Raw genomic sequence first — 20,169 nt, forward strand, 5'->3', positions numbered from 1 at the left:
ATCAAACTCTTCAGTTCAAACATCTTTGGGTTTTTAAGAAACCCTAAACTTGGCTCAGCAATCGTTGGTTACATCTTTGATTTCTCGCGGAGTAACTTGTGATGCTGATAATCTTGTTGACTATCAGTCTGACTCCACAAGCACCCACACGAATTGCTTGATTCAGTTGTTAAAGAGCGGGTGGTTAAGATCTTTCGTCTCAACCGAGGCGCGCATTCTACAGCAGCCTCTGTTGCTGTCAAGCGATTATTTTAAGAAGCTTTCAAAGTTTCGCTGGGAAATCTTTAACAACTTCAACCACTTGCGCTGACGATCACTCGTTAGCGGGAGGCGAATTCTACAGCGTTACTCGCTGCTGTCAACACCTCTTTTTCAACTCCTTTCGGGCTTCGATGACCTGAAGCTCCGCACTGCCGAAACCTGCATAACTCTTTGTTTACCAAGGAGTTTTCCGTTTCGACTGCGCCGGAAGTGGGGCGAATTATAGACAGATATAAATCGCCGTCAACCGTTAATTCAGGGTTTATTCAGCTTTAAGCGTAATACGCGCAAATGCCTTCTTCCCCGCCTGGCAAACATGGGTAGCGCCCAGCTCGCATATAAAGGTGCGATCCACGACCTCCCCATCAATACGCACACCACCAGACCCCAAGAGGTCACGTGCCACTGCCGAGTTTTTCACCATGCCTGCTTTATTAAGAACAGCAGCGATCGGCATCGCCTCGGCGGCCGTCAATTCGATTTCCGGCAGATCATCCGGCAGTTCGCCATCCTTCATGCGATTACCCGCCGCACGATGCGCGCTTGCGGCTGCCTCTTCGCCATGGAAGCGCGCGACGATTTCTTCCGCCAGCTTGATCTTGACGTCACGAGGATTAGCGCCCGCCTCGACATCTGCCCGCAGCGCGTTGATCTCATCCATGGAGCGAAAGCTGAGCAATTCAAAGTAGCGCCACATCAGCGCATCGGGGATCGACACCAACTTGCCGTACATCACACCCGGCGCTTCCTGGATCCCAACATAGTTACCCAGGGATTTGGACATCTTCTTGACGCCATCCAACCCTTCCAGCAAAGGCATAGTCAGAATGCATTGAGCCTCCTGACCGTAGGCACGCTGCAACTCGCGCCCCATTAATAGGTTGAACTTCTGATCGGTGCCACCGAGCTCAATATCCGCGCGCAGGGCAACCGAGTCGTAGCCCTGAACCAATGGATAGAGGAACTCGTGGATAGCGATAGGTTGATTGGTGGAGTAACGCTTATCGAAGTCGTCGCGCTCGAGCATGCGAGCAACGGTGTACTGGGAGGTCAGGCGAATGAAGTCCGCAGGCCCCATCTTGTCCATCCAAGTGGAGTTGAAGGCAACCTCCGTCTTGGCCGGATCCAGGATTTTGAACACCTGAGTTTTGTAGGTCTCGGCGTTGTCGAGCACTTGCTCGCGAGTCAAGGGCGGGCGCGTGGTGCTTTTGCCGCTCGGATCACCGATCATGCCGGTGAAGTCGCCGATCAGGAAAATCACCTGATGGCCCAGATCTTGGAACTGGCGCAGCTTATTAATAAGCACGGTATGCCCCAGGTGCAGGTCCGGGGCGGTCGGATCGAAACCGGCCTTAATACGTAAAGGCTGGCCACGCTTGAGCTTCTCGATCAGCTCAGCCTCGACCAACAGTTCTTCCGCACCACGTTTGATCAGCGCTAGCTGCTCTTCAACCGACTTCATAACAGACCCGCAAGGCTCAGATTCAAAGGGAACCAACCATACAAGATCAGGGACTAATTACAAGTTTTGCCCGGCGCACAGAAGGCAATCCACGAAGTTGGCGTTCACGCGCTTGCGTCACAGATGATTTGGTTATATTTTATACAGTTATTTCGTCTTCATCATGTCATTCATCTTTTCCAATTCATCTTCTCAAAGTCAAAATTACCTATGACCACTGAACCGTCTAAAGCGCCGCCGCTTTATCCGAAGACCCACCTGCTCGCTGCAAGTGGCATCGCCGCCCTCCTCAGCCTGGCGCTCCTGGTATTTCCGTCCAGTGATGTAGAAGCCAAACGAACGACCTTGAGTCTTGAGTTGGATAGCCCTGCTGAGCAACTGACACAAGACCAAGACGCTGCCGACGCCGCCCAAGCCACAACTGAAGTGTCAGCATCGCCATTCGCCCAGATCGAAAGCAGCGATCAAGACGCCTCGCAAACCGCTCAAGCGGCCCCGGCGCCAGTGGTCATCGAAGAGAAAGCAGCACCCAACCATAGAGAAGTAGTGGTCGCCAAGGGCGATACGCTTTCCACCCTATTCGCCAAGGTTGGCCTGCCCACCACTGCCGTGCATGAAGTACTGGCCAGCGGCAAGCAGGCCAAGCAGTTCACGCAGCTCAAGCACGGCCAGAAACTCGAATTCGAGCTGGGCGCAGACGGCCAGTTGAACAACCTGCACAGCAAGATCAGCGACCTGGAAAGCATCACGCTGACAAAGGGCGCCAACGGATATGCGTTCAATCGCATCACCGCCAAACCCACCGTGCGCTCAGCCTACGTCCACGGCGTAATCAACAGCTCTCTCTCGCAATCGGCCGCTCGCGCCGGCCTCTCGCACAAGCTGACCATGGATATGGCCAGCGTATTTGGCTACGACGTCGACTTCGCCCAGGATATTCGCCAGGGCGACGAGTTCGATGTGATCTATGAGCAGAAAGTCGTCAACGGCAAGACCGTCGGCACTGGCCCTATCCTCTCCGCACGCTTCACCAACCGCGGCAAGACCTACACCGCCGTGCGCTACACCAACAAGCAAGGTTCCAGCAGCTATTACACCGCCGATGGCAATAGCATGCGCAAAGCCTTTATCCGCACCCCTGTGGATTTCGCCCGTATCAGCTCCCGCTTCTCCATGGGCCGCAAACACCCGATCCTGAACAAAATCCGCGCCCACAAGGGCGTAGACTACGCCGCACCCCGTGGCACCCCGATCAAGGCCGCCGGCGATGGCAAGGTCCTGCTGGCCGGGCGTCGCGGTGGCTACGGCAACACAGTCATCATCCAGCACGGTAACGCCTACCGTACGCTGTACGGCCACATGCAGGGCTTCGCCAAAGGCGTCAAGACCGGCGGCAACGTCAAGCAAGGCCAGGTGATTGGTTATATCGGCACAACCGGCCTGTCCACCGGCCCGCATTTGCACTATGAGTTCCAGGTCAACGGCGTCCACGTCGATCCGCTGGGTCAGAAGCTGCCCATGGCCGACCCCATCGCCAAAGCCGAGCGCGGCCGTTTCCTGCAACAGAGCCAACCGCTGATGGCACGCATGGACCAAGAGAAAGCCACTATGCTGGCTTCGAGCAAGCGCTAAGCCATGTCGCTCTATATAGGCGTGATGTCCGGAACCAGCCTCGATGGCCTGGACATCGCGCTGATCGAGCAAGCCCCCGCGATCAAGCTGGTCGCCACCCACTACATCCCCATGCCCGAGGCCATGCGCAGCGAGTTGCTGGGCCTATGCACCAGCGGCCCTGACGAGATCGCTCGCTCCGCCATCGCCCAGCAGCATTGGGTCGAGTTGGCCGCGCAAGGCATTCATCGCCTCCTCGAGCAGCAAAAACTTAACCCCCAAGATATTCGGGCGATTGGCAGCCATGGGCAAACCATCCGCCATGAACCTGCCCGTGGTTTCACGGTGCAGATCGGTAACCCCGCGCTGCTGACTGAACTGACGGGCATCACGGTCGTCAGCGATTTCCGCAGCCGCGACGTGGCCGCTGGCGGCCAGGGTGCGCCGTTGGTGCCAGCCTTCCACGAAGCTCTGTTTGAACGCAGCGCAAGCAATCGGGCGGTATTGAATGTCGGCGGTTTCAGTAACCTGAGCCTGATTGAAACGGGCAAACCCGTCGCCGGGTTCGATTGCGGCCCGGGAAATGTCTTGCTGGATGCGTGGATTCATCACCAACGCGGCGAGCATTTCGACCGCGACGGCCAGTGGGCCGCCAGTGGCTTGGTGGATCCGCACCTGCTGAACGCGCTGCTCAGCGACCCGTTCTTCCAAGGGACCGGCCCCAAGAGCACCGGCCGCGAGGTGTTCAACCTCGTTTGGCTACAGGCACACCTGGCGCGGTTACCATTACTGCCCAGTGAAAACGTGCAAGCGACCCTGCTAGAGCTGACCGCACGCACCATCGTCGAGTCACTGCAGACCGCGCAAAGCGATACCCAAGAACTGCTGGTCTGCGGTGGTGGCGCCCAAAATGGGGCACTAATGGCACGCCTTGCAGGGCTGCTGCCAGGCGCGAAAGTCAGCAGCACCGCCACTTACGGCGTTGACCCCGACTGGGTCGAAGCCATGGCCTTTGCCTGGCTGGCGCATTGCTGCCTGGAAGGCATCGCCGCCAACCGCCCCAGCGTCACCGGCGCTCGCGGACTACGGGTGCTCGGCGCCATCTACCCCGCCTGAACGCCACATAGCAAAACGCCGCAAGCCCTGACGGGAGTGCGGCGTTGAGTAGACGCTGTGGATCAGATAGAGAATGAAGAGCCACAACCGCAAGTAGTCGTGGCATTCGGGTTCTTAATCACGAAACGCGAGCCTTCCAAACCTTCCTGGTAATCCACCTCGGCACCTGCCAGGTACTGAAAACTCATCGGATCAACCACCAGGCTGACGCCCTCGCGCTCGATGATGGTGTCGTCATCGGCCACGTCTTCATCGAAAGTAAAACCGTATTGAAACCCTGAACAACCGCCGCCCGTAACGAATACGCGCAGCTTCAAGCGATCATTACCCTCTTCATCGACCAGGCTCTTCACCTTGTGCGCTGCACCGTGGGTGAATTGCAAAGCCGTGGGGGTGAAGGATTCGACGCTCATGCTGATATCTCCCGGCGTTACGCCGCCATATTGCGTGATGGCGCGTATTATCCGCTTCTCCCAGAAAAACGGTCAACTATTATGGCCGCAGTGGCAAGCTTCAAGCCGCGAGCCTCAGGCTTGCAACGTTAAGCTCGCGGCTTGCATCTACTGTTAGGGCAACATGCCTGCGTGGGACAGGCCCAGCTTCTCGTCCAGGCCAAACAGGATGTTCATGTTCTGCACGGCCTGCCCCGAAGCACCCTTGACCAGGTTATCAATCACCGACAACACCACCACCAAGTCACCGTCCTGCGGGCGATGCACCGCGATACGGCAGACGTTGGCGCCACGCACACTGCGGGTTTCCGGGTGGCTGCCGGCCGGCATCACATCGACGAACGGCTCATTGGCATAACGCTTCTCGAACAGCGCTTGCAGGTCGACGGAACGGTCCACCACCGTCGCGTAGAGGGTGGAGTGAATGCCGCGGATCATCGGTGTCAGGTGCGGCACGAAGGTCAGCCCGACCTCTTTGCCTGCTGCACGGCGCAGGCCCTGGCGGATTTCCGGCAGGTGACGGTGGCCTTTGACCGCATAGGCTTTCATGCTTTCCGACGTTTCAGAGTACAGCGAGCCGACACTGGCACCACGCCCTGCACCGCTGACGCCCGACTTACAGTCGGCGATCAGGCGGGTGGTATCCGCCAACCCCGCCTCCAACAACGGCAGGAAACCCAGCTGGGTGGCGGTCGGATAGCAGCCCGGCACAGCGATCAGGCGCGCTTGCTTGATTTGCTCGCGGTTGACCTCCGGCAAGCCGTACACCGCTTCTTCCAGCAACTGCGGGGCGCCGTGGGGCTGGTTGTACCACTTGGCCCACTCATCGGCGTCCTGCAGGCGGAAGTCGGCAGACAGGTCGATCACCTTAGTGCCCGCGGCCAGCAGCTCGCCCGCCAGGGCATGGGCGACGCCGTGCGGGGTGGCGAAAAACACCACATCGCAAGCCGCCAGGGTCTTGGTGTCCGGCACGCTGAATGCCAGGCCATCGTAGTGGCCGCGCAGGTTCGGGTACATGTCGGCAACGGCCAGGCCTGCCTCGGATCGCGAAGTGATGACCACCACTTGCGCCTGCGGATGCTGCGCCAACAGACGCAGCAGTTCGACACCGGTGTAACCCGTGCCGCCGACGATACCGACCTTGACCATAAACCTGCCCTCAACGAACCCACTGGAAAGCCGTCGATAATAGGGGCCGCGCCGTTCGGCCACAACCGCCAAGGTGACGGGCACACGCCCAAGCCTCTACTATCGCGCCTACCGTGAACCTGGGAATAACTAAAAATGCTTTATCTATGGCTCAAAGCCTTTCACATCGTCAGTGTCGTCTGTTGGTTTGCCGGCCTGTTCTACTTGCCGCGCCTGTTCGTGTATCACGCGCAAAGTGAGGACGCCGTTAGCAAGGAACGCTTCAGCATCATGGAGCGCAAGCTGTACCGCGGCATCATGGGGCCCGCCATGGTGGCGACGCTGATCTTCGGCGGCTGGCTGATTAGCCTCAACCCCAGCGCCTACTTTGGCCAGGGTGGCTGGATGCACGCCAAGCTGACCCTGGTCGTGCTGCTGATCGGCTACCACCACATGTGCGGCGCGCAGGTAAAACGTTTCGCCCGTGGCGAAAACACCCGCAGCCATGTCTTTTATCGCTGGTTCAATGAGGTCCCGGTTCTGATATTGCTGGCTATCGTCATTTTGGTCGTTGTACGGCCGTTCTAATACCTATCAGTCACAATCACTTGGGGTACTTCCAATGTCGCTGCCCGCTCTGCTCGAACAACGCTTGCGCCTGCCTGTGGTGGCCGCACCTATGTTCCTGATTTCCAACCCGCAACTGGTGCTCGCCTGCTGCCGTAATGGCGTGGTGGGCAGTTTCCCGGCGTTGAACCAACGCGAAAGCAGCGGTTTCAAGGCCTGGCTGGAGGAAATCGAAGCCGGGTTGGCGCAGATGGAGAACCCCGCCCCCTACGCCGTCAACTTGATCGTGCACCACAGCAACCCGCGCCTGGAGGCCGACCTGGCGATCTGCATCGAGCACAAGGTGCCGATCATCATCACCAGCCTGGGGGCGGTGAAGGAGCTGGTAGACGCGGTACACAGCTACGGCGGCTTGGTGTTCCACGACGTCACTACCCGGCGCCACGCCGAGAAAGCCGCGCAAGCAGGCGTCGATGGCTTGATCGCCGTTGCCGCCGGGGCGGGTGGACATGCGGGCACCTGGAGCCCGTTTTCGTTGATTGCCGAGATCCGTCAGTTCTTCGACAAGACCTTGCTGCTGGCCGGGTGCCTGAACCACGGCCACGAAATTCTCGCCGCTCAAGTCCTGGGGGCGGACCTGGCCTACTTCGGCACGCGGTTTATCGGCACCACCGAAAGCCACGCGCCGGATGCCTACAAGGAGATGCTGCTCAGCTCAAAAGCCGCCGACATCGTGCACACCGCCGCCGTGTCTGGCGTGCCGGCCAGTTTCATGCGCCAGAGCCTGGAAAACGCCGGGTTCGACATGGCGGCCTTGCAGGGCAAGGGCGAGGTCAACTTCGGCTCTAAGCTCAAGCCCCTGAGCGATGAAGCCAAGGCTTGGAAAACCGTGTGGTCAGCAGGCCAGGGCGTGGGCGAAATCACCGACCTGCCCAGCGTCGATCAACTGGTTGCACGCCTGGACCAGGAATACCGCGCCGCCCAGGCCCTGGCGGCCAAACTGCCGGAACGCTGGCCGCAGTAATCTGAAATGATTTTTCGGCCAGCCCAACTCGGCTGGCCTTAAACTCTGCGGCCCTTTCCTATCCCCAGACAAGGATGCCCTGCATGAGTGAAACCCGTTACCGGATCGTCTTCGATGGCAAACTGCTGAACGGCGTCGAGCCCACCACCGCCAAACTCAACCTGGCGCAGCTATTCAAAAGTGACCTCGCCGCCGTCGAAGACCTGTTCAACGGCACCCCGGTGGCACTCAAACGCGACCTCAGCCACGTGGATGCACTCTCCTACCTGGATGCGCTGCACAAAACCGGCATCGACCCGCGCATCGAAGCGCAAGAGCCGGAAGTTGAGGCGCCCATCGTTCCCGCCGCTGCGCTACCGCTCGCTACGGCACCTGCACCAGTGGCAGACCCAGTACCGCCCTATGCGCCACCGCAACCGAGCATCGCCCCACGCACCGGCAAGTACGATGAGCTCAAGGTATTCACCGTCCAGGGACGTATCGGGCGCCTGCGTTATCTGGCCTGGACCATGGCCGCGCTGCTGGTGGGTGTGCTTCCGCTACTCCTCACCTCGTTCCTGTTCTCCACGGATCGCTTGATCGTGGGGACGCTGTTCGGCCTGCTGGTGCTCATCCCCTATGTCTTTGCGAACATCGCCATCAGCGTGAAACGCCTGCACGACCTCGGTTGGTCAGGGTGGCTGTGGCTGCTGAACTTTGTACCCGTTGTGGGCAGTTTTTTTCCGTTGGTGATTGCCGTGTTGCCGGGCAACGAAGGCGATAACCGCTACGGCCCACCACCGCCGCCGAACACGACATCGGTCAAAGTGCTCTGCCTGCTGTGGCTGGTGTTGCTCGCGCTGTTCATCCTAGTGGCCGTCACCGGCATTCTCGCCACGCTGCTGACGCTATAAAGCTGACCCTCGTCGCCACAGCAATCCGGCAATACACACCGGCGAACCTGTAGACTCTGCGCAGAATGAACACCCGCGGCCCCGCTGACATAACCGTCATCGGGGCCGCGCCGTTGCGATGGAGAATTGCATGACCCGTTACGCTCTGATCTCTGGCGCCTCCAGCGGCATAGGTCTGGCCATGGCCGAAGCGCTGGCAAGGCGCGGCCGTAACCTGCTTCTGGTGGCCCGCCAGCGTGACCCGTTGGAAGCCATCGCCACCGAGCTGACCCAGCGCTTTGGCGTGGAAGTGCTGTTCCGCGCCTGCGACCTGGGCGAGCCGCTGCGCTTATCCGGTTTTTTGCTGGAGCTCGAAGAAGGCGACCGACAGATAGACCTGCTGGTCAATTGCGCCGGCATGGGCACCTGCGGCCCATTCCTGGCACAGGACTGGATGACCGAGCAAGACCTGATCGAAGTGAACATCCTGGCCACCACACGCATGTGCCACGCCCTCGGCAACGCCATGGCCCTGCAGGGCGGCGGGCAGATCCTCAATGTCGCCTCGCTCGCCGCGTTCGCGCCTGGGCCATGGATGAGCAGCTACAGCGCCAGCAAGGCGTATGTGCTGAGTTTTTCCGAAGGCCTGCGCGAAGAACTGAAAAAGTGCGCGGTAAAGGTTTCGGTACTGTGCCCCGGCCCTACCCGCACGGCGTTTTTTTGCAACGCGCAACTCGATGCCAGCAGGCTGGAAAGCCGCAATCGCCTGATGAGCCCCGAGGAAGTCGCGCTGTACACCGTGCGTGCCCTGGACAAGAACCGCGCCATCATCATCCCCGGGCGGCGCAACCGCTGGCTGGCGTTCCTGCCACGCCTCGGCCCGCGCTGGCTGACCCGCATCCTCACCGGCGCCGCCAACAAAGCCTGTTGCCCGCGGTAACAGGCTGGGCGCACGCCGGGCGCGTGGGTACACTCAACCCCGACTTTCACCATGGAGAGATAGCTGTGGATACTCTGTTCACCAAAATCATCAACCGGGAAATACCCGCGAAGATCATCTACGAAGACGACCAGGTCCTGGCCTTCCACGATATCGCGCCCCAGGCACCGGTCCACTTCCTGGTGATCCCGAAAAAACCGGTACGCACCCTCAACGACCTGACCGAAGACGATAAGGCCCTGGCCGGCCATATTCTGTTCACAGCTCAGCGCCTGGCCCTGGAATTGGGCTGCGAGGAAGGTTTTCGCGTCGTGATGAACTGCAACGAGCTAGGCGGCCAGACCGTGTACCACATCCATATGCACGTCCTCGGCCAGCGCCAGATGAACTGGCCACCGGGCTGATCCTCACTGCCCAAGCCCCCCCGAGCCTGCCCTCACCGGCAGGCTCCCGCTCCTCAACGGCAATGACCCAGCGCAAACCTTCCCACGCCTATTGGGTTAAACTGCCCGCCGTGTTTCTTCCCGGAGGTCAGCATGACTACCCAACGTCACTACTCGCCCATTGACCGTCTCCTGCTCCAAGCCGATACCGCGATGCGCACCCTGCTGCCGTTCAGCGGCCAGCCGTACCGCCCATCGCCCGCCCTGTTGCAACCGGACGCCGCGATGAGCGACGAGGACACCCGCCACGTCGCCGGCCTGATGCGCATCAACCACACCGGCGAGGTCTGCGCCCAGGCGCTGTACCAAGGCCAGGCCCTCACCGCGAAACTGCCGCAGGTGCGTGCCGCCATGGAGCATGCCGCCGAGGAAGAGATCGATCACCTGGTCTGGTGCGAACAGCGCATCCGCCAACTGGGCAGCCATACCAGCATCCTCAACCCGCTGTTCTACGGCATGTCGTTCGGTATTGGCGCGGTGGCGGGGCTGATTAGCGACAAAGTCAGCCTGGGCTTCGTGGCCGCCACCGAGCACCAGGTGTGCAAGCACTTGAACGAACACCTGGAGCAATTACCGGCCGAAGATGAAAAATCCCGGGCCATCCTCGAACAGATGCGCATCGATGAAGAACACCACGCCGAAAGCGCCCTGGAGGCTGGCGGTTTCCGCTTCCCGGCACCGGTCAAGTTCGGCATGAGCCTGCTGGCCAAGGTCATGACCAAAAGCACTTATCGGATCTGATCCAGCGCTTTTACAGGCAAAAAAAGGGGCGCCACCAGGGCGCCCTTCTTTTTGCCTGGAGAAATCAGCTCGGCATATTGCGCGCGTAGAAGATTTCCAGCATTTCGTGCTTGACCCGCTCAGTCACCTGGGCGCGTTGTTCGGTGGACAAGTTGCTGGTGGCGTCGCCGAACAGGTAGTTGTCCAGCTCGAAGTCCTTGAGCAGCATCTTGGTGTGGAACATGTTCTCTTGATAAACATTCACGTCGGTCATCTGGTAGCCGTCGCGGGTGTCTTCGGAAAGGTAGTTCTGGATCGAGTTGATCTCGTGGTCGATGAAGTGCTTGCAACCTTCGACATCACGGGTAAAACCGCGCACGCGGTAGTCCACGGTGACAATGTCTGACTCGAACTGGTGAATCAGGAAGTTGAGCGCCTTAAGCGGTGAAATGACACCACAGGTCGACACGTCGATATCCACGCGGAACGTCGCGATACCGTCTACCGGGTGGATTTCCGGGTAGGTGTGAACCGTGATGTGGCTCTTGTCGAGGTGGGCCAGGATGATTTCTGGGATTGGCCCCGGAGACTCTTCAATCTGACTCTCGGTCGGGGTCACCGGCTCTTCGGAAATCAGGATGGTCACACTGGCGCCTTGGGGATCGTAATCCTGACGGGCGATGTTCAGGATGTTGGCACCAATGATATCGACAACTTCCGTGAGGATCTGCGTGAGGCGTTCTGCGTCGTACATCTGGTTGATGTATTCAACGTATGCCTGCTGGTCTTGCGGGGTTTCCGCATAGCAGATGTCATAGATGTTGAAGCTCAAGGTCTTTGTGAGGTTGTTGAACCCATGGAGCTTGAGTTTGCTTTTCACCGTTTAAAAACTCTCTATATGAACTGCGGCCCGGCCGCGTTATCAAGCATGCCCGTCAGATACTTGCGCAGTACCTGCGTAGGACGGTTAACACCTCTTCGCGATGGCGATTTTGGTTGTCTGTTCGGACCAGCGGCTTGCCCTGCGGCAATCACGGCCCTGAAAAAAGTGGCGCATTATGCAGACCTCAGCAAGTGACCGCCAGAGTCTGCACCGCATTTATGAAGCCTTGAGTGTCGATTCAGCCCAACTCGACGATCTCGTAGTCATGGCTGATGGCAACGCCGGCGGCCCCCAGCATGATCGACGCCGAGCAATACTTCTCGGCCGACAGCTCGATGGCACGCTTGACTTGGGCTTCCTTCAGCGCCCGGCCCTTGACCACGAAATGCAGATGGATCTTGGTGAACACTTTCGGGTCTTCGCTCGCACGCTCGGCCTCGAGAAAGGCTTCGCAGCTTTCCACGGCTTGGCGGGATTTCTTGAGGATGCTAACCACGTCGAAGTTGCTGCAACCGCCCAGGCCCAGCAGCAGCATTTCCATGGGCCGCACGCCCAGGTTGCGGCCACCGCTTTCGGGCGGGCCGTCCATGACCACCACATGGCCACTGCCCGATTCGCCCAGGAACATGGCTTCCCCAGCCCATTGAATACGCGCCTTCATGGCCAAGACTCCACTGTAAAAAAAGGGTCGCCAGCTTAGCACAGGGCCCTGGAACGGCTGTGTTTTGCACCCGGCAGGAAGTTGCGGCGACGATAGATAAAATCCGATTCTTCTCAGAATGTGTCTGTTAAGCTGGCGCCAAATGAATGGCGCGCTTTCGACAACCTGTAATCTCTCGCCCTCAACAAAAAACAATCGAAACCACCGTGCAGTCTTTTCGGGATACAACCATGGTTGCTATTGCCCCAACCCCCAAGATTAAGAACCTCGACAAGCTGTTGATGCACTGTCAGCGAAAACGCTACCCGGCCAAGAGCAACATCATTTGCGCGGGCGATCGCTCGGACACCCTGTTCTTCCTTATAAAGGGCTCGGTAACGATCCTGATCGAAGACGAAGATGGCCGGGAGATGATTATTTCCTACCTCAACCCGGGGGATTTCTTCGGCGAGTTGGGCCTTTTTGAAGAGGCCGGCCATGAACAGACACGCAGCGCCTGGGTTCGGGCCAAGGTCGAGTGCGATGTGGCGGAAATCAGCTACAACAAGTTCCGCGAACTGTCGCAGCAAGACCCGGACATTCTCTATGTGCTCAGCGGCCAGATCGCCCAGCGCCTGCGCAACACCACGCGCAAGGTGGGCGACCTGGCTTTTTTCGACGTGACCGGGCGCGTGGCCCGTTGCCTGCTGGAGCTGTGCAAACAGCCCGACGCCATGACCCACCCTGACGGGATGCAGATCAAGGTGACCCGTCAGGAAATCGGGCGGATTGTCGGGTGCTCGCGGGAAATGGTCGGTCGCGTCCTCAAGGATCTGGAAGAGCGCAACCTGGTCAGCGTCAAAGGCAAAACCATGGTGGTGTTCGGTACCCGCTAGGCGGCCATCACCTGGGCCAGCATTTGCTGATAGAGCACCGCCAACCGCGCAAAGGCGTGGGGCGCGGCGAAGCGTTCGTGCAAGGCGATATGGCTTTGGGCGCGCACCCGTTGCTCTAGGCCACAGGCCTCATTGAAATCGTTGACCGCTGCCACCATCGCCTCGCGCTCGTCATCGAGCAACAACGCCCCATGCACCAACCCCACTGGACGTTGGCCGCCCTTGCTTTGGCGCCAGCGCTGCGCGGTGCCGACCATTTTCCGGCCTTCAAGGTTGACGTTGAAACGCCCGTCGCAAAAGGCCCCCTCGATCTCCCCCAACGACGCATCGCCGCCCAACTCCGCCAGCAGTTCGCAGATAGGGTCGCACAGGCGCCGATAAGCGGTTTCGATCCGCCCGTGGTCGCCTTCGCTGCGCGGCGGCGCGTAGACCAAAGCGATGTTGACCGTCGCCGCCGACTGCGGCACCGGCTCACCACCGGTTTCGCGCAGCAGCACCGGCCAGCCGTTGGCCGCCGACACCTCGCTGGCCGCTGCGAACCCGGGCAGGCGACTCAGCCGCCGGGGCATGACCAACGCCCGGTCGCTGGGCTGCCAGAACAACAGGCCACACTCCTGTTCCCCAGCGCACACGGCGGCCAATAGGTCCTGTTCAGCGAGCAGGCCGGCTTCGACGGTCAGGGCAAGGGGCTGGGTCATGGCGGTAAGTCCTGGGCAAGATGCAAAAAAACCGGCGGGGCCGGTTTTTTTGAAGGGTCGTCGATCAGTCGAGGGTGGAGCCGGTCACCGGCACGCCGCGTTCAGGGAAAAACAGACGCTGCAATTCGGCCCCCGGGCTTTGCGCGCGCATGAACGCCTCGCCCACCAGGAATGAGTACACATTACTGATTTCCATCAGCTCCACATCCGCGCGGTTGAGAATACCGCTCTCGGTAATTACCAGGCGATCACGGGGGATGCGCGGCAGCAAATCGAGGGTGGTTTCCAGGTTGACCTCAAAAGTGTGCAGGTTACGGTTGTTAACCCCCACCAGCGGCGTATCGAGGGTCTTGAGCGCACGCTCCAGCTCATCACCGTCGTGTACCTCGACCAGCACGTCGAGGCCGACGCTTTTGGCCACGGCCGCCAACTCAGCCATTTTCACGTCATCCAGGGCGGAAACGATCAACAGCACACAATCGGCGCCCAAGGCCCGGGCTTCGACGATCTGGTAAGGGTCGATCATGAAGTCCTTGCGGATCACTGGCAGGCTGCACGCGGCGCGCGCCTGTTGCAGGTACGCATCGGCGCCTTGGAAGTAATCCACGTCGGTCAGCACCGACAAGCAGGTCGCCCCACCCTTCTCATAGCTTTTAGCGATATCGGCCGGCACGAAGTCTTCGCGGATCACGCCCTTGCTGGGCGAGGCCTTCTTGATTTCGGCAATCACTGCCGGTTGCTTGAGCTTGGCTTGTTCCATCAAGGCCTTGGCGAAACCACGTGGGGCATCAGCGGCTTTTGCCAGGGTCTCCAACTCGGCCAGAGTGACGCGAGCACTGCGCTCGGCGACTTCCTCAACCTTGCGTGCGAGTATCTTTTCCAGAACCGTCGGCACACTCATCCTTCATTCTCCATGCGAAATACGGCGGTGAACGCGCCCAACTCTTCGAGCTTCTCCCGGGCCAGGCCGGTGTGCAGCGCATCATGAGCCAGGGCGACGCCCTCTCTGAGGCTGCTGGCATGGTCGGCGGCATAGAGCGCGGCACCGGCATTGAGCACGATCATTTCCGCGGCTTTCTGGCCGTTCTCGGTTTTACGACGCCCCAGGGCATCGCGGATCAGCTCCAGCGACGCCGCCGGGCTCTCCACCACCAGGCCGAACAGACTCTGGCTTTTTATACCCAGGTCCTCGGGCTGCACCCAGTATTCAGTTATGACGTCATCTTTCAGCTCGGCCACGAAGGTGGGCGCGGCGAGGCTGAATTCGTCCAGGCCATCCTGGGAGTGCACCACCAGCACATGCTTGCTGCCCAGGCGTTGCAAGACTTCAGCCAACGGCCGGCACAAAGCCTGGGTGAACACCCCGACCACCTGATGTTTCACGCCAGCCGGATTCGTAAGCGGGCCAAGCATGTTGAACAGGGTGCGCAGGCCCAAGTCGCGGCGCGGCGCGGCGGCGTGCTTCATTGCGCCATGATGGCATTGGGCGAACATGAAGCCGATGCCCACGTTATCGATGCAGCGTGCCACCTGCACCGGCGTCAGGTTCAGGTAGATCCCGGCCGCTTCCAGCAGGTCGGCACTGCCGCTCTTGCCCGACACCGCACGGTTGCCGTGCTTGGCCACGGTGCAGCCAGCGGCCGCCACCACAAAGGAGGAGGCCGTGGACACGTTGAAGATGTTCGCACCGTCACCGCCGGTGCCCACCACATCGACCACACCGTCGAGGGTCTTGAGTTCGACCTTGTCCGCCAACTCGCGCATCACCGAGACCGCGCCGACGATTTCGTCGATGCTCTCGCTCTTCATGCGCATGGCCATCATAAAAGCGCCGATCTGGGCGTCGGAGCATTGCCCGGTCATGATTTCGCGCATCACATCGCGCATCTCATCGGTGCTCAGGTCCAGGTGGCCGACGATACGGCTCAGGGCAGTCTTGATATCCATGGAAAGTCCTTAGCGCGTGCCGCCGCTTTGCTTCAAAAAGTTGGCGAACAGTTCGTGGCCCTGCTCGGTAAGAATCGACTCGGGGTGAAACTGCACACCCTCGATGTTCAGCGTTTTGTGGCGCAAGCCCATGATCTCGTCGACGGTGCCGTCGTCGTGCTGGGTCCACGCGGTCACTTCCAGGCAGTCAGGCAAGCTTTCGCGCTTGACGATCAGGGAGTGGTAACGGGTAACCGTCAGCGGATGGTTCAGGCCGGCGAACACACCCTTGTCCTCGTGAAATACCGGACTAGTCTTACCGTGCATCACCTGTCGGGCACGGACTACATCGCCGCCAAAGGCCTGGCCAATAGACTGATGGCCCAGGCACACACCCAGTATTGGCAACTTGCCAGCAAAGTGCTTGATAGCTTCGATGGACACGCCCGCTTCGGTCGGGGTGCAGGGGCCCGGGGAGACAACGATGCGTTCAGGGTTGAGGGCTTGGATTTGAGCGATGGTCAGCTCGTCGTTGCGCACGACTTTTACCTCGGCACCCAATTCGCCCAGGTACTGCACAACGTTGTAGGTAAAGGAGTCGTAGTTGTCGATCATCAGCAACATGAAAATTTCAACCTCTTGAATTCACTGACTTTTAATACGGCCTTCGAAAGTTTGACCAGGTTGCGCAGCGCATTGGCGCCCGCTAGGACGGCATCAGCACAAGCGGCAGGTTCCACAGGTCAAGAAGGCAAATCGGTACAGGTCCGGCCAGGCCGGCAGAGAAAAGTTAGGCGCGCCAACGCCAGCGGGCGTGAGCCTTGACGATGAGCATCAAGAGGTTGTTGATGATTAACACGGAGGAAGTCTCGTTCATACGTTCCGGCACAGTAGCTTAGCTTGGCAGAGGGCGCAATAAGCCACAGGCCCGGCAGGGACAAACATCAATGGCAGCCATTAGCCATAGCTAAAACACAAACGCTTTTGGTACTGTCGTTTCGCTTACAACAACAATAAATAAACGGACTTGAACATGATTAAACAGACGTTGTTCGTACCCGTCGCGGGCGTCCTGCTCAGCATCGCTTGCGCCCAAGCCCTTGCCGCGCCCTCCTCTTATTCCAACTTCATTGTGTTTGGCGACAGCCTCAACGACGCCGGCCAGTTCGCCGACCCGGACGGCCCCGCCGGCTCGACCCAGCGCTACACCAACCGCGTCGGCCCGACCTATAAGGACGGCAGCGGTGAAGAGCGCAGCGCCAACTCGACGCAAATCCTGGGGGGCAAACTGGGGTTTTCCGCCGATGAACTGGCCGCCTCAACCTCCGCCATCCGCGCCAGCCAAGGCCAGGTAGATGGCAACAACTGGGCGGTAGGCGGCTACCGCACCGACCAGATTCTCGACTCGATCACCACCGTGTCCGACACCGGCGACAGAAGCCGCCCCGGCTACCTGGCGGGCAACAACCTGCGTGCCGACCCCAAGGCCCTGTACTACCTTTCCGGCGGCGGTAACGACTTTCTCCAGGGTCGCATCCTCAATGAGGAACAGGCCTACGCTGCGGCCGGGCGCCTGGCCGACAGCGCTCAAGCCCTGCAAACGGCCGGGGCTAAGTATGTGATGGTGTGGCTGCTGCCCGACCTGGGGCTGACCCCCGCCCTCAACGGCAGCGGCCTACAAGACTTCGGCACGCGCCTGAGCGGCGCCTTCAACCAGGAACTGGTGCAGCGCCTGACCAGTATCGACGCCCAAATCATCCCGCTTAACGTGCCGCTGATGCTCAAGGAAACCTTCGCCGACCCCGCACGCTTTGGCCTGGCCGCCGACCAGAACCTCAGCGCCACTTGCTTCAGCGGCAAGAGCTGCACCGAAAACGCGGTGTACGGCATCAACAGCGCCACGCCCGACCCAACGAAGCTGATCTACAACGACTCGGTGCACCCCACCGAGACCGGCCAACGCCTGATCGCCGACTACGCCTACTCGCTGCTGTCCGCACCGTGGGAAATCACTCTGCTACCGGAAATGGCCCAAGGCACGCTCCGCGCCCACCAGGACGAGTTGCGCAACCAATGGCAGGCCGACTGGGAAAACTGGCAAGGCGTGGGCCAATGGCGGGCGATGGTCGCCGCCGGTGGCCAGCATCTGGACATCGACAGCCAGAGCAGCGCCGCCAGCGCCGACGGCAGTGGTTACAACCTGACGGTGGGCGGCAGCTACCGCCTCAACGACGCCTGGCGCGTGGGCCTGGCCACCGGGTTCTACCGCCAGAGCCTGGAGGCGGGCAACCGCGATTCGGATTACAAACTCAACAGCTACCTGGGCACCGCGTTTGCGCAATTCCAGCAGAACCGCTGGTGGGCCGATGCCGCGCTGACCGCCGGGCACCTGGATTACGACAACCTCAAGCGCAAGTTCGACCTGGGCGTTGCCGCCGGCGGCGAGAAAGGCGACACCAAGGGCGACCTGTGGGCTTTCAGCACCCGCGCCGGTTATGACATCGCCCAGTCCGCCGCGAGCCCTTGGCATCTGTCGCCGTTCGTCAGCGCCGACTATGCGCGGGTGGAGGTGGACGGTTACTCGGAGAACGGCGCCAGCGCCACGGCCCTGACCTTCGATGACCAGACCCGCACCTCCAAGCGCCTGGGCGTTGGCTTGCAGGGTAAGTACCAGCTCACGCCACAAACCCTGGTATTTGGCGAAGTGGCCCACGAGCGGGAGTTCGAGGACGACACCCAGCACCTGAAAATCGCCCTCAACAGCCTGCCCGCCAACGACTTCACGCTCGAGGGCTACACCCCGCAAAGCGACTTGAACCGTTTGAGCCTGGGCGTCAGCCACAAACTGACCGCCGACCTGGCTCTGCGCGGCAGCTACAACCTGCGTAAGGACGATGACTTCACCCAACAGGGTGTGAGTGTGGGCGTAAGCCTGGATTTCTAAACGCCACTGCACACTCACTGTGGGAGCGGGCTTGCCCGCTCCCACACAAACGACGGCGAACCCTCACCCCTGCGGCGTTTGCTCGGCCAGGGCGACGGCGCGGAACATCGCGCGGCGTTTGTTCAGGGTTTCTTCCCATTCCAGCGCGGGCACCGAGTCCGCGACGATGCCGCCGCCGGCCTGCACATGCAGTTCACCGTCCTTGATAACCGCCGTGCGGATGGCAATGGCGGTGTCCATGTTGCCGTTCCAGGCGAAATACCCCACCGCTCCGCCGTACACGCCACGCTTGACCGGCTCCAGTTCGTCGATGATTTCCATCGCGCGGATTTTCGGCGCACCCGACAAGGTGCCTGCCGGCAGGATCGCCCGCAGCGCGTCCATCGCGCTCAGGCCTGCCTTGAGCTCGCCGGTGACGTTGGAGACGATGTGCATCACGTTGGAATAACGCTCGATAACCATTTTCTCGGTGAGTTTCACCGAGCCGATTTCCGAGACGCGCCCGGTGTCGTTACGGCCCAGGTCGATCAGCATCAGGTGTTCGGCGATTTCCTTGTCGTCGGACAGCAGGTCCTGTTCCAGCGCCAGGTCCGCTTCCTCGGTGGCGCCCCGTGGCCGGGTGCCGGCGATGGGGCGCACGGTAATCAGGTTGTCTTCGACCCGCACCAGCACTTCCGGGGAACTGCCGACCACATGGAAGTCGCCGAAGTTGAAAAAGTACATATAAGGCGTCGGGTTGAAGCAGCGCAGCGCCCGGTACAGGTCGATGGGCGCGGCCTTGAAGTCGATGGACATGCGTTGCGACGGCACCACCTGCATGCAGTCACCGGCCAGGATGTATTGCTTGATGGTCTCGACCGCGCGCTCGTAATCACCCTGGGTGAAACTGGAGCGGAACACCGGGTCTGCGGCGGGCGGGCGGCTCAGGTCCAAGCCCCGGCGCGGGGTGATGGGCTGGCGCAGTTTTTCCAGCAACGCGGCGAGGCTCGCCTGGCCCTGCTCGAAGGCGTTTTCCTGGGCCGGGTCGGCCAGCACGATGGCGTGCATCTTGCCCGCCAGGTTGTCGAACACCACCACCGCGTCGGACACCATCAGCAGAATGTCTGGCACGCCCAGCGGGTCCGGGTTCGGGCACTTGCCCAGGCGTTCTTCCACATAGCGCACGCAGTCGTAGCCGAAGTAACCCACCAAACCGCCATTGAAACGCGGCAGCCCGGCGATGGTCGGCACGTTGTAGCGCGCCTTGAACTGCTCGACGAAGGCCAGCGGATCGGCAACGTCGTGGCTTTCGACCTCGACGCCGTCCAGGGTCACGCTGACGTGGTGGTCGTGCACCCGTAACACCGTGCGGCAGGGCAGGCCGATGATCGAGTAGCGCCCCCATTTCTCGCCGCCCTGCACCGACTCCAGCAGATAGGAGTTGGGCTGGTCGGCCAGTTTCAGGTAGATCGACAACGGCGTGTCGAAGTCAGCGAGGGTTTCGCAGGCAAGCGGGATACGGTTGTAGCCGGCAGCGGCCAAACGCAGGAATTCTTCGCGGATCATGGGGTGCCTCGTGGCAGGAGGGTCTAACGGTCAGGTGTGCA

At 60.5% G+C, this 20,169-nt stretch carries 20 protein-coding genes; 10 read left to right on the forward strand and 10 right to left on the reverse strand.

Features of this window, described 5'->3' with window-relative positions:
- Positions 1-523 precede the first annotated feature (523 nt).
- A complete protein-coding gene (tyrS, locus tag AC19YR_RS03650) occupies positions 524-1,723 on the reverse strand; it encodes a tyrosine--tRNA ligase (protein WP_500597214.1) in 1,200 nt (399 codons plus the stop codon).
- A 210-nt stretch (positions 1,724-1,933) separates the two neighbouring features.
- Between tyrS and AC19YR_RS03655 the strand changes: the two genes are divergently transcribed.
- Both AC19YR_RS03655 and AC19YR_RS03660 read left to right on the forward strand, forming a co-directional pair.
- A complete protein-coding gene (locus AC19YR_RS03655) occupies positions 1,934-3,355 on the forward strand; it encodes a peptidoglycan DD-metalloendopeptidase family protein (protein WP_500597215.1) in 1,422 nt (473 codons plus the stop codon).
- A gap of 3 nt (positions 3,356-3,358) precedes the next feature.
- Positions 3,359-4,450, forward strand: a complete 1,092-nt coding sequence (locus AC19YR_RS03660) for an anhydro-N-acetylmuramic acid kinase (RefSeq protein WP_500597217.1) — start codon at positions 3,359-3,361, stop codon at positions 4,448-4,450.
- 62 nt (positions 4,451-4,512) lie between these two features.
- On the opposite strand, the gene erpA is transcribed toward AC19YR_RS03660, so the two are convergent.
- Together erpA and argC are read right to left on the reverse strand one after the other, a co-directional pair.
- Positions 4,513-4,863, reverse strand: coding sequence for an iron-sulfur cluster insertion protein ErpA (erpA, locus tag AC19YR_RS03665; RefSeq protein WP_095108993.1), 351 nt, complete (start codon positions 4,861-4,863; stop codon positions 4,513-4,515).
- 153 nt (positions 4,864-5,016) lie between these two features.
- Positions 5,017-6,051 (reverse strand): N-acetyl-gamma-glutamyl-phosphate reductase, encoded by a 1,035-nt coding sequence (argC, locus tag AC19YR_RS03670; RefSeq protein ID WP_095108992.1) that lies wholly within the window; start codon positions 6,049-6,051, stop codon positions 5,017-5,019.
- Positions 6,052-6,186: 135 nt separating this feature from the next.
- On the opposite strand from argC, the gene hemJ reads away from it, so the two are divergent.
- The 6 genes from hemJ (at position 6,187) to coq7 (ending at position 10,617) form a co-directional block, all read left to right on the forward strand.
- Positions 6,187-6,618 carry a protoporphyrinogen oxidase HemJ gene (hemJ, locus tag AC19YR_RS03675; protein ID WP_500597219.1) on the forward strand — a complete coding sequence of 144 codons (432 nt, stop codon included), beginning with the start codon at positions 6,187-6,189 and terminating at the stop codon, positions 6,616-6,618.
- Between the two features lie 34 nt (positions 6,619-6,652).
- Positions 6,653-7,621 carry an NAD(P)H-dependent flavin oxidoreductase gene (locus AC19YR_RS03680; RefSeq protein WP_095108990.1) on the forward strand — a complete coding sequence of 323 codons (969 nt, stop codon included), beginning with the start codon at positions 6,653-6,655 and terminating at the stop codon, positions 7,619-7,621.
- A gap of 83 nt (positions 7,622-7,704) precedes the next feature.
- Positions 7,705-8,514: a DUF805 domain-containing protein gene (locus AC19YR_RS03685; RefSeq protein WP_500597221.1), complete on the forward strand. Its 810-nt coding sequence runs from the start codon at positions 7,705-7,707 to the stop codon at positions 8,512-8,514.
- Between the two features lie 130 nt (positions 8,515-8,644).
- On the forward strand, positions 8,645-9,433 hold the full coding sequence (locus tag AC19YR_RS03690) for an SDR family NAD(P)-dependent oxidoreductase (RefSeq protein ID WP_500597222.1): 789 nt from the start codon (positions 8,645-8,647) through the stop codon (positions 9,431-9,433).
- A 65-nt stretch (positions 9,434-9,498) separates the two neighbouring features.
- On the forward strand, positions 9,499-9,837 hold the full coding sequence (locus AC19YR_RS03695; RefSeq protein WP_017128660.1) for a histidine triad nucleotide-binding protein: 339 nt from the start codon (positions 9,499-9,501) through the stop codon (positions 9,835-9,837).
- A 132-nt stretch (positions 9,838-9,969) separates the two neighbouring features.
- The gene (coq7, locus tag AC19YR_RS03700; RefSeq protein ID WP_095108987.1) at positions 9,970-10,617 is read left to right on the forward strand and encodes a 2-polyprenyl-3-methyl-6-methoxy-1,4-benzoquinone monooxygenase; all 648 of its coding nucleotides are present in this window, start codon (positions 9,970-9,972) and stop codon (positions 10,615-10,617) included.
- A gap of 64 nt (positions 10,618-10,681) precedes the next feature.
- Here the strand turns inward: coq7 and speD are convergent, their stop codons facing one another.
- Both speD and AC19YR_RS03710 read right to left on the reverse strand, forming a co-directional pair.
- Complete coding sequence (speD, locus tag AC19YR_RS03705; RefSeq protein WP_095108986.1) at positions 10,682-11,476, reverse strand: adenosylmethionine decarboxylase; 795 nt, start codon at positions 11,474-11,476, stop codon at positions 10,682-10,684.
- Between the two features lie 241 nt (positions 11,477-11,717).
- The gene (locus AC19YR_RS03710; RefSeq protein ID WP_500597225.1) at positions 11,718-12,140 is read right to left on the reverse strand and encodes an OsmC family protein; all 423 of its coding nucleotides are present in this window, start codon (positions 12,138-12,140) and stop codon (positions 11,718-11,720) included.
- 230 nt (positions 12,141-12,370) lie between these two features.
- On the opposite strand from AC19YR_RS03710, the gene crp reads away from it, so the two are divergent.
- A complete protein-coding gene (crp, locus tag AC19YR_RS03715) occupies positions 12,371-13,015 on the forward strand; it encodes a cAMP-activated global transcriptional regulator CRP (protein WP_095108984.1) in 645 nt (214 codons plus the stop codon).
- On the opposite strand, the gene AC19YR_RS03720 is transcribed toward crp, so the two are convergent.
- From AC19YR_RS03720 to AC19YR_RS03735, 4 genes are all read right to left on the reverse strand, one after another.
- Positions 13,012-13,713 (reverse strand): lipoate--protein ligase family protein, encoded by a 702-nt coding sequence (locus tag AC19YR_RS03720; RefSeq protein ID WP_500597226.1) that lies wholly within the window; start codon positions 13,711-13,713, stop codon positions 13,012-13,014. The genes crp and AC19YR_RS03720 overlap by 4 nt on opposite strands.
- Before the next feature lie 64 nt (positions 13,714-13,777).
- On the reverse strand, positions 13,778-14,614 hold the full coding sequence (gene trpC / locus AC19YR_RS03725; protein ID WP_095108982.1) for an indole-3-glycerol phosphate synthase TrpC: 837 nt from the start codon (positions 14,612-14,614) through the stop codon (positions 13,778-13,780).
- Complete coding sequence (trpD, locus tag AC19YR_RS03730) at positions 14,611-15,660, reverse strand: anthranilate phosphoribosyltransferase (RefSeq protein WP_095108981.1); 1,050 nt, start codon at positions 15,658-15,660, stop codon at positions 14,611-14,613. Before trpD ends, trpC begins: the two co-directional genes overlap by 4 nt.
- A 9-nt stretch (positions 15,661-15,669) precedes the next feature.
- Positions 15,670-16,263: an aminodeoxychorismate/anthranilate synthase component II gene (locus AC19YR_RS03735; RefSeq protein ID WP_095108980.1), complete on the reverse strand. Its 594-nt coding sequence runs from the start codon at positions 16,261-16,263 to the stop codon at positions 15,670-15,672.
- A gap of 409 nt (positions 16,264-16,672) precedes the next feature.
- Between AC19YR_RS03735 and estP the strand changes: the two genes are divergently transcribed.
- Entirely contained in the window at positions 16,673-18,583 is a 1,911-nt protein-coding gene (estP, locus tag AC19YR_RS03740) for an esterase EstP (protein ID WP_500597228.1), read from the forward strand.
- A gap of 63 nt (positions 18,584-18,646) precedes the next feature.
- Here estP and trpE read toward each other — a convergent pair whose 3' ends face one another.
- Positions 18,647-20,128 carry an anthranilate synthase component I gene (gene trpE / locus AC19YR_RS03745; protein ID WP_095108978.1) on the reverse strand — a complete coding sequence of 494 codons (1,482 nt, stop codon included), beginning with the start codon at positions 20,126-20,128 and terminating at the stop codon, positions 18,647-18,649.
- Between the last annotated feature and the right edge of the window lie 41 nt (positions 20,129-20,169).

The sequence above is a fragment of the Pseudomonas sp. MF08817 genome (genome assembly GCF_059862705.1).

Coding starts and splice junctions, on each gene's coding strand:
- AC19YR_RS03680 (WP_095108990.1), top strand. CDS start 6,653: ATGTCGCTGCCCGCTCTGCTCGAACAACGCTTGCGCCTGCCTGTGGTG.
- erpA (WP_095108993.1), bottom strand. CDS start 4,863: ATGAGCGTCGAATCCTTCACCCCCACGGCTTTGCAATTCACCCACGGT.
- AC19YR_RS03720 (WP_500597226.1), bottom strand. CDS start 13,713: ATGACCCAGCCCCTTGCCCTGACCGTCGAAGCCGGCCTGCTCGCTGAA.
- trpD (WP_095108981.1), bottom strand. CDS start 15,660: ATGGATATCAAGACTGCCCTGAGCCGTATCGTCGGCCACCTGGACCTG.
- AC19YR_RS03690 (WP_500597222.1), top strand. CDS start 8,645: ATGACCCGTTACGCTCTGATCTCTGGCGCCTCCAGCGGCATAGGTCTG.
- AC19YR_RS03735 (WP_095108980.1), bottom strand. CDS start 16,263: ATGTTGCTGATGATCGACAACTACGACTCCTTTACCTACAACGTTGTG.
- hemJ (WP_500597219.1), top strand. CDS start 6,187: ATGCTTTATCTATGGCTCAAAGCCTTTCACATCGTCAGTGTCGTCTGT.
- estP (WP_500597228.1), top strand. CDS start 16,673: ATGATTAAACAGACGTTGTTCGTACCCGTCGCGGGCGTCCTGCTCAGC.
- AC19YR_RS03685 (WP_500597221.1), top strand. CDS start 7,705: ATGAGTGAAACCCGTTACCGGATCGTCTTCGATGGCAAACTGCTGAAC.
- AC19YR_RS03710 (WP_500597225.1), bottom strand. CDS start 12,140: ATGAAGGCGCGTATTCAATGGGCTGGGGAAGCCATGTTCCTGGGCGAA.
- AC19YR_RS03655 (WP_500597215.1), top strand. CDS start 1,934: ATGACCACTGAACCGTCTAAAGCGCCGCCGCTTTATCCGAAGACCCAC.
- trpC (WP_095108982.1), bottom strand. CDS start 14,614: ATGAGTGTGCCGACGGTTCTGGAAAAGATACTCGCACGCAAGGTTGAG.
- coq7 (WP_095108987.1), top strand. CDS start 9,970: ATGACTACCCAACGTCACTACTCGCCCATTGACCGTCTCCTGCTCCAA.
- AC19YR_RS03660 (WP_500597217.1), top strand. CDS start 3,359: ATGTCGCTCTATATAGGCGTGATGTCCGGAACCAGCCTCGATGGCCTG.
- trpE (WP_095108978.1), bottom strand. CDS start 20,128: ATGATCCGCGAAGAATTCCTGCGTTTGGCCGCTGCCGGCTACAACCGT.
- crp (WP_095108984.1), top strand. CDS start 12,371: ATGGTTGCTATTGCCCCAACCCCCAAGATTAAGAACCTCGACAAGCTG.
- tyrS (WP_500597214.1), bottom strand. CDS start 1,723: ATGAAGTCGGTTGAAGAGCAGCTAGCGCTGATCAAACGTGGTGCGGAA.
- argC (WP_095108992.1), bottom strand. CDS start 6,051: ATGGTCAAGGTCGGTATCGTCGGCGGCACGGGTTACACCGGTGTCGAA.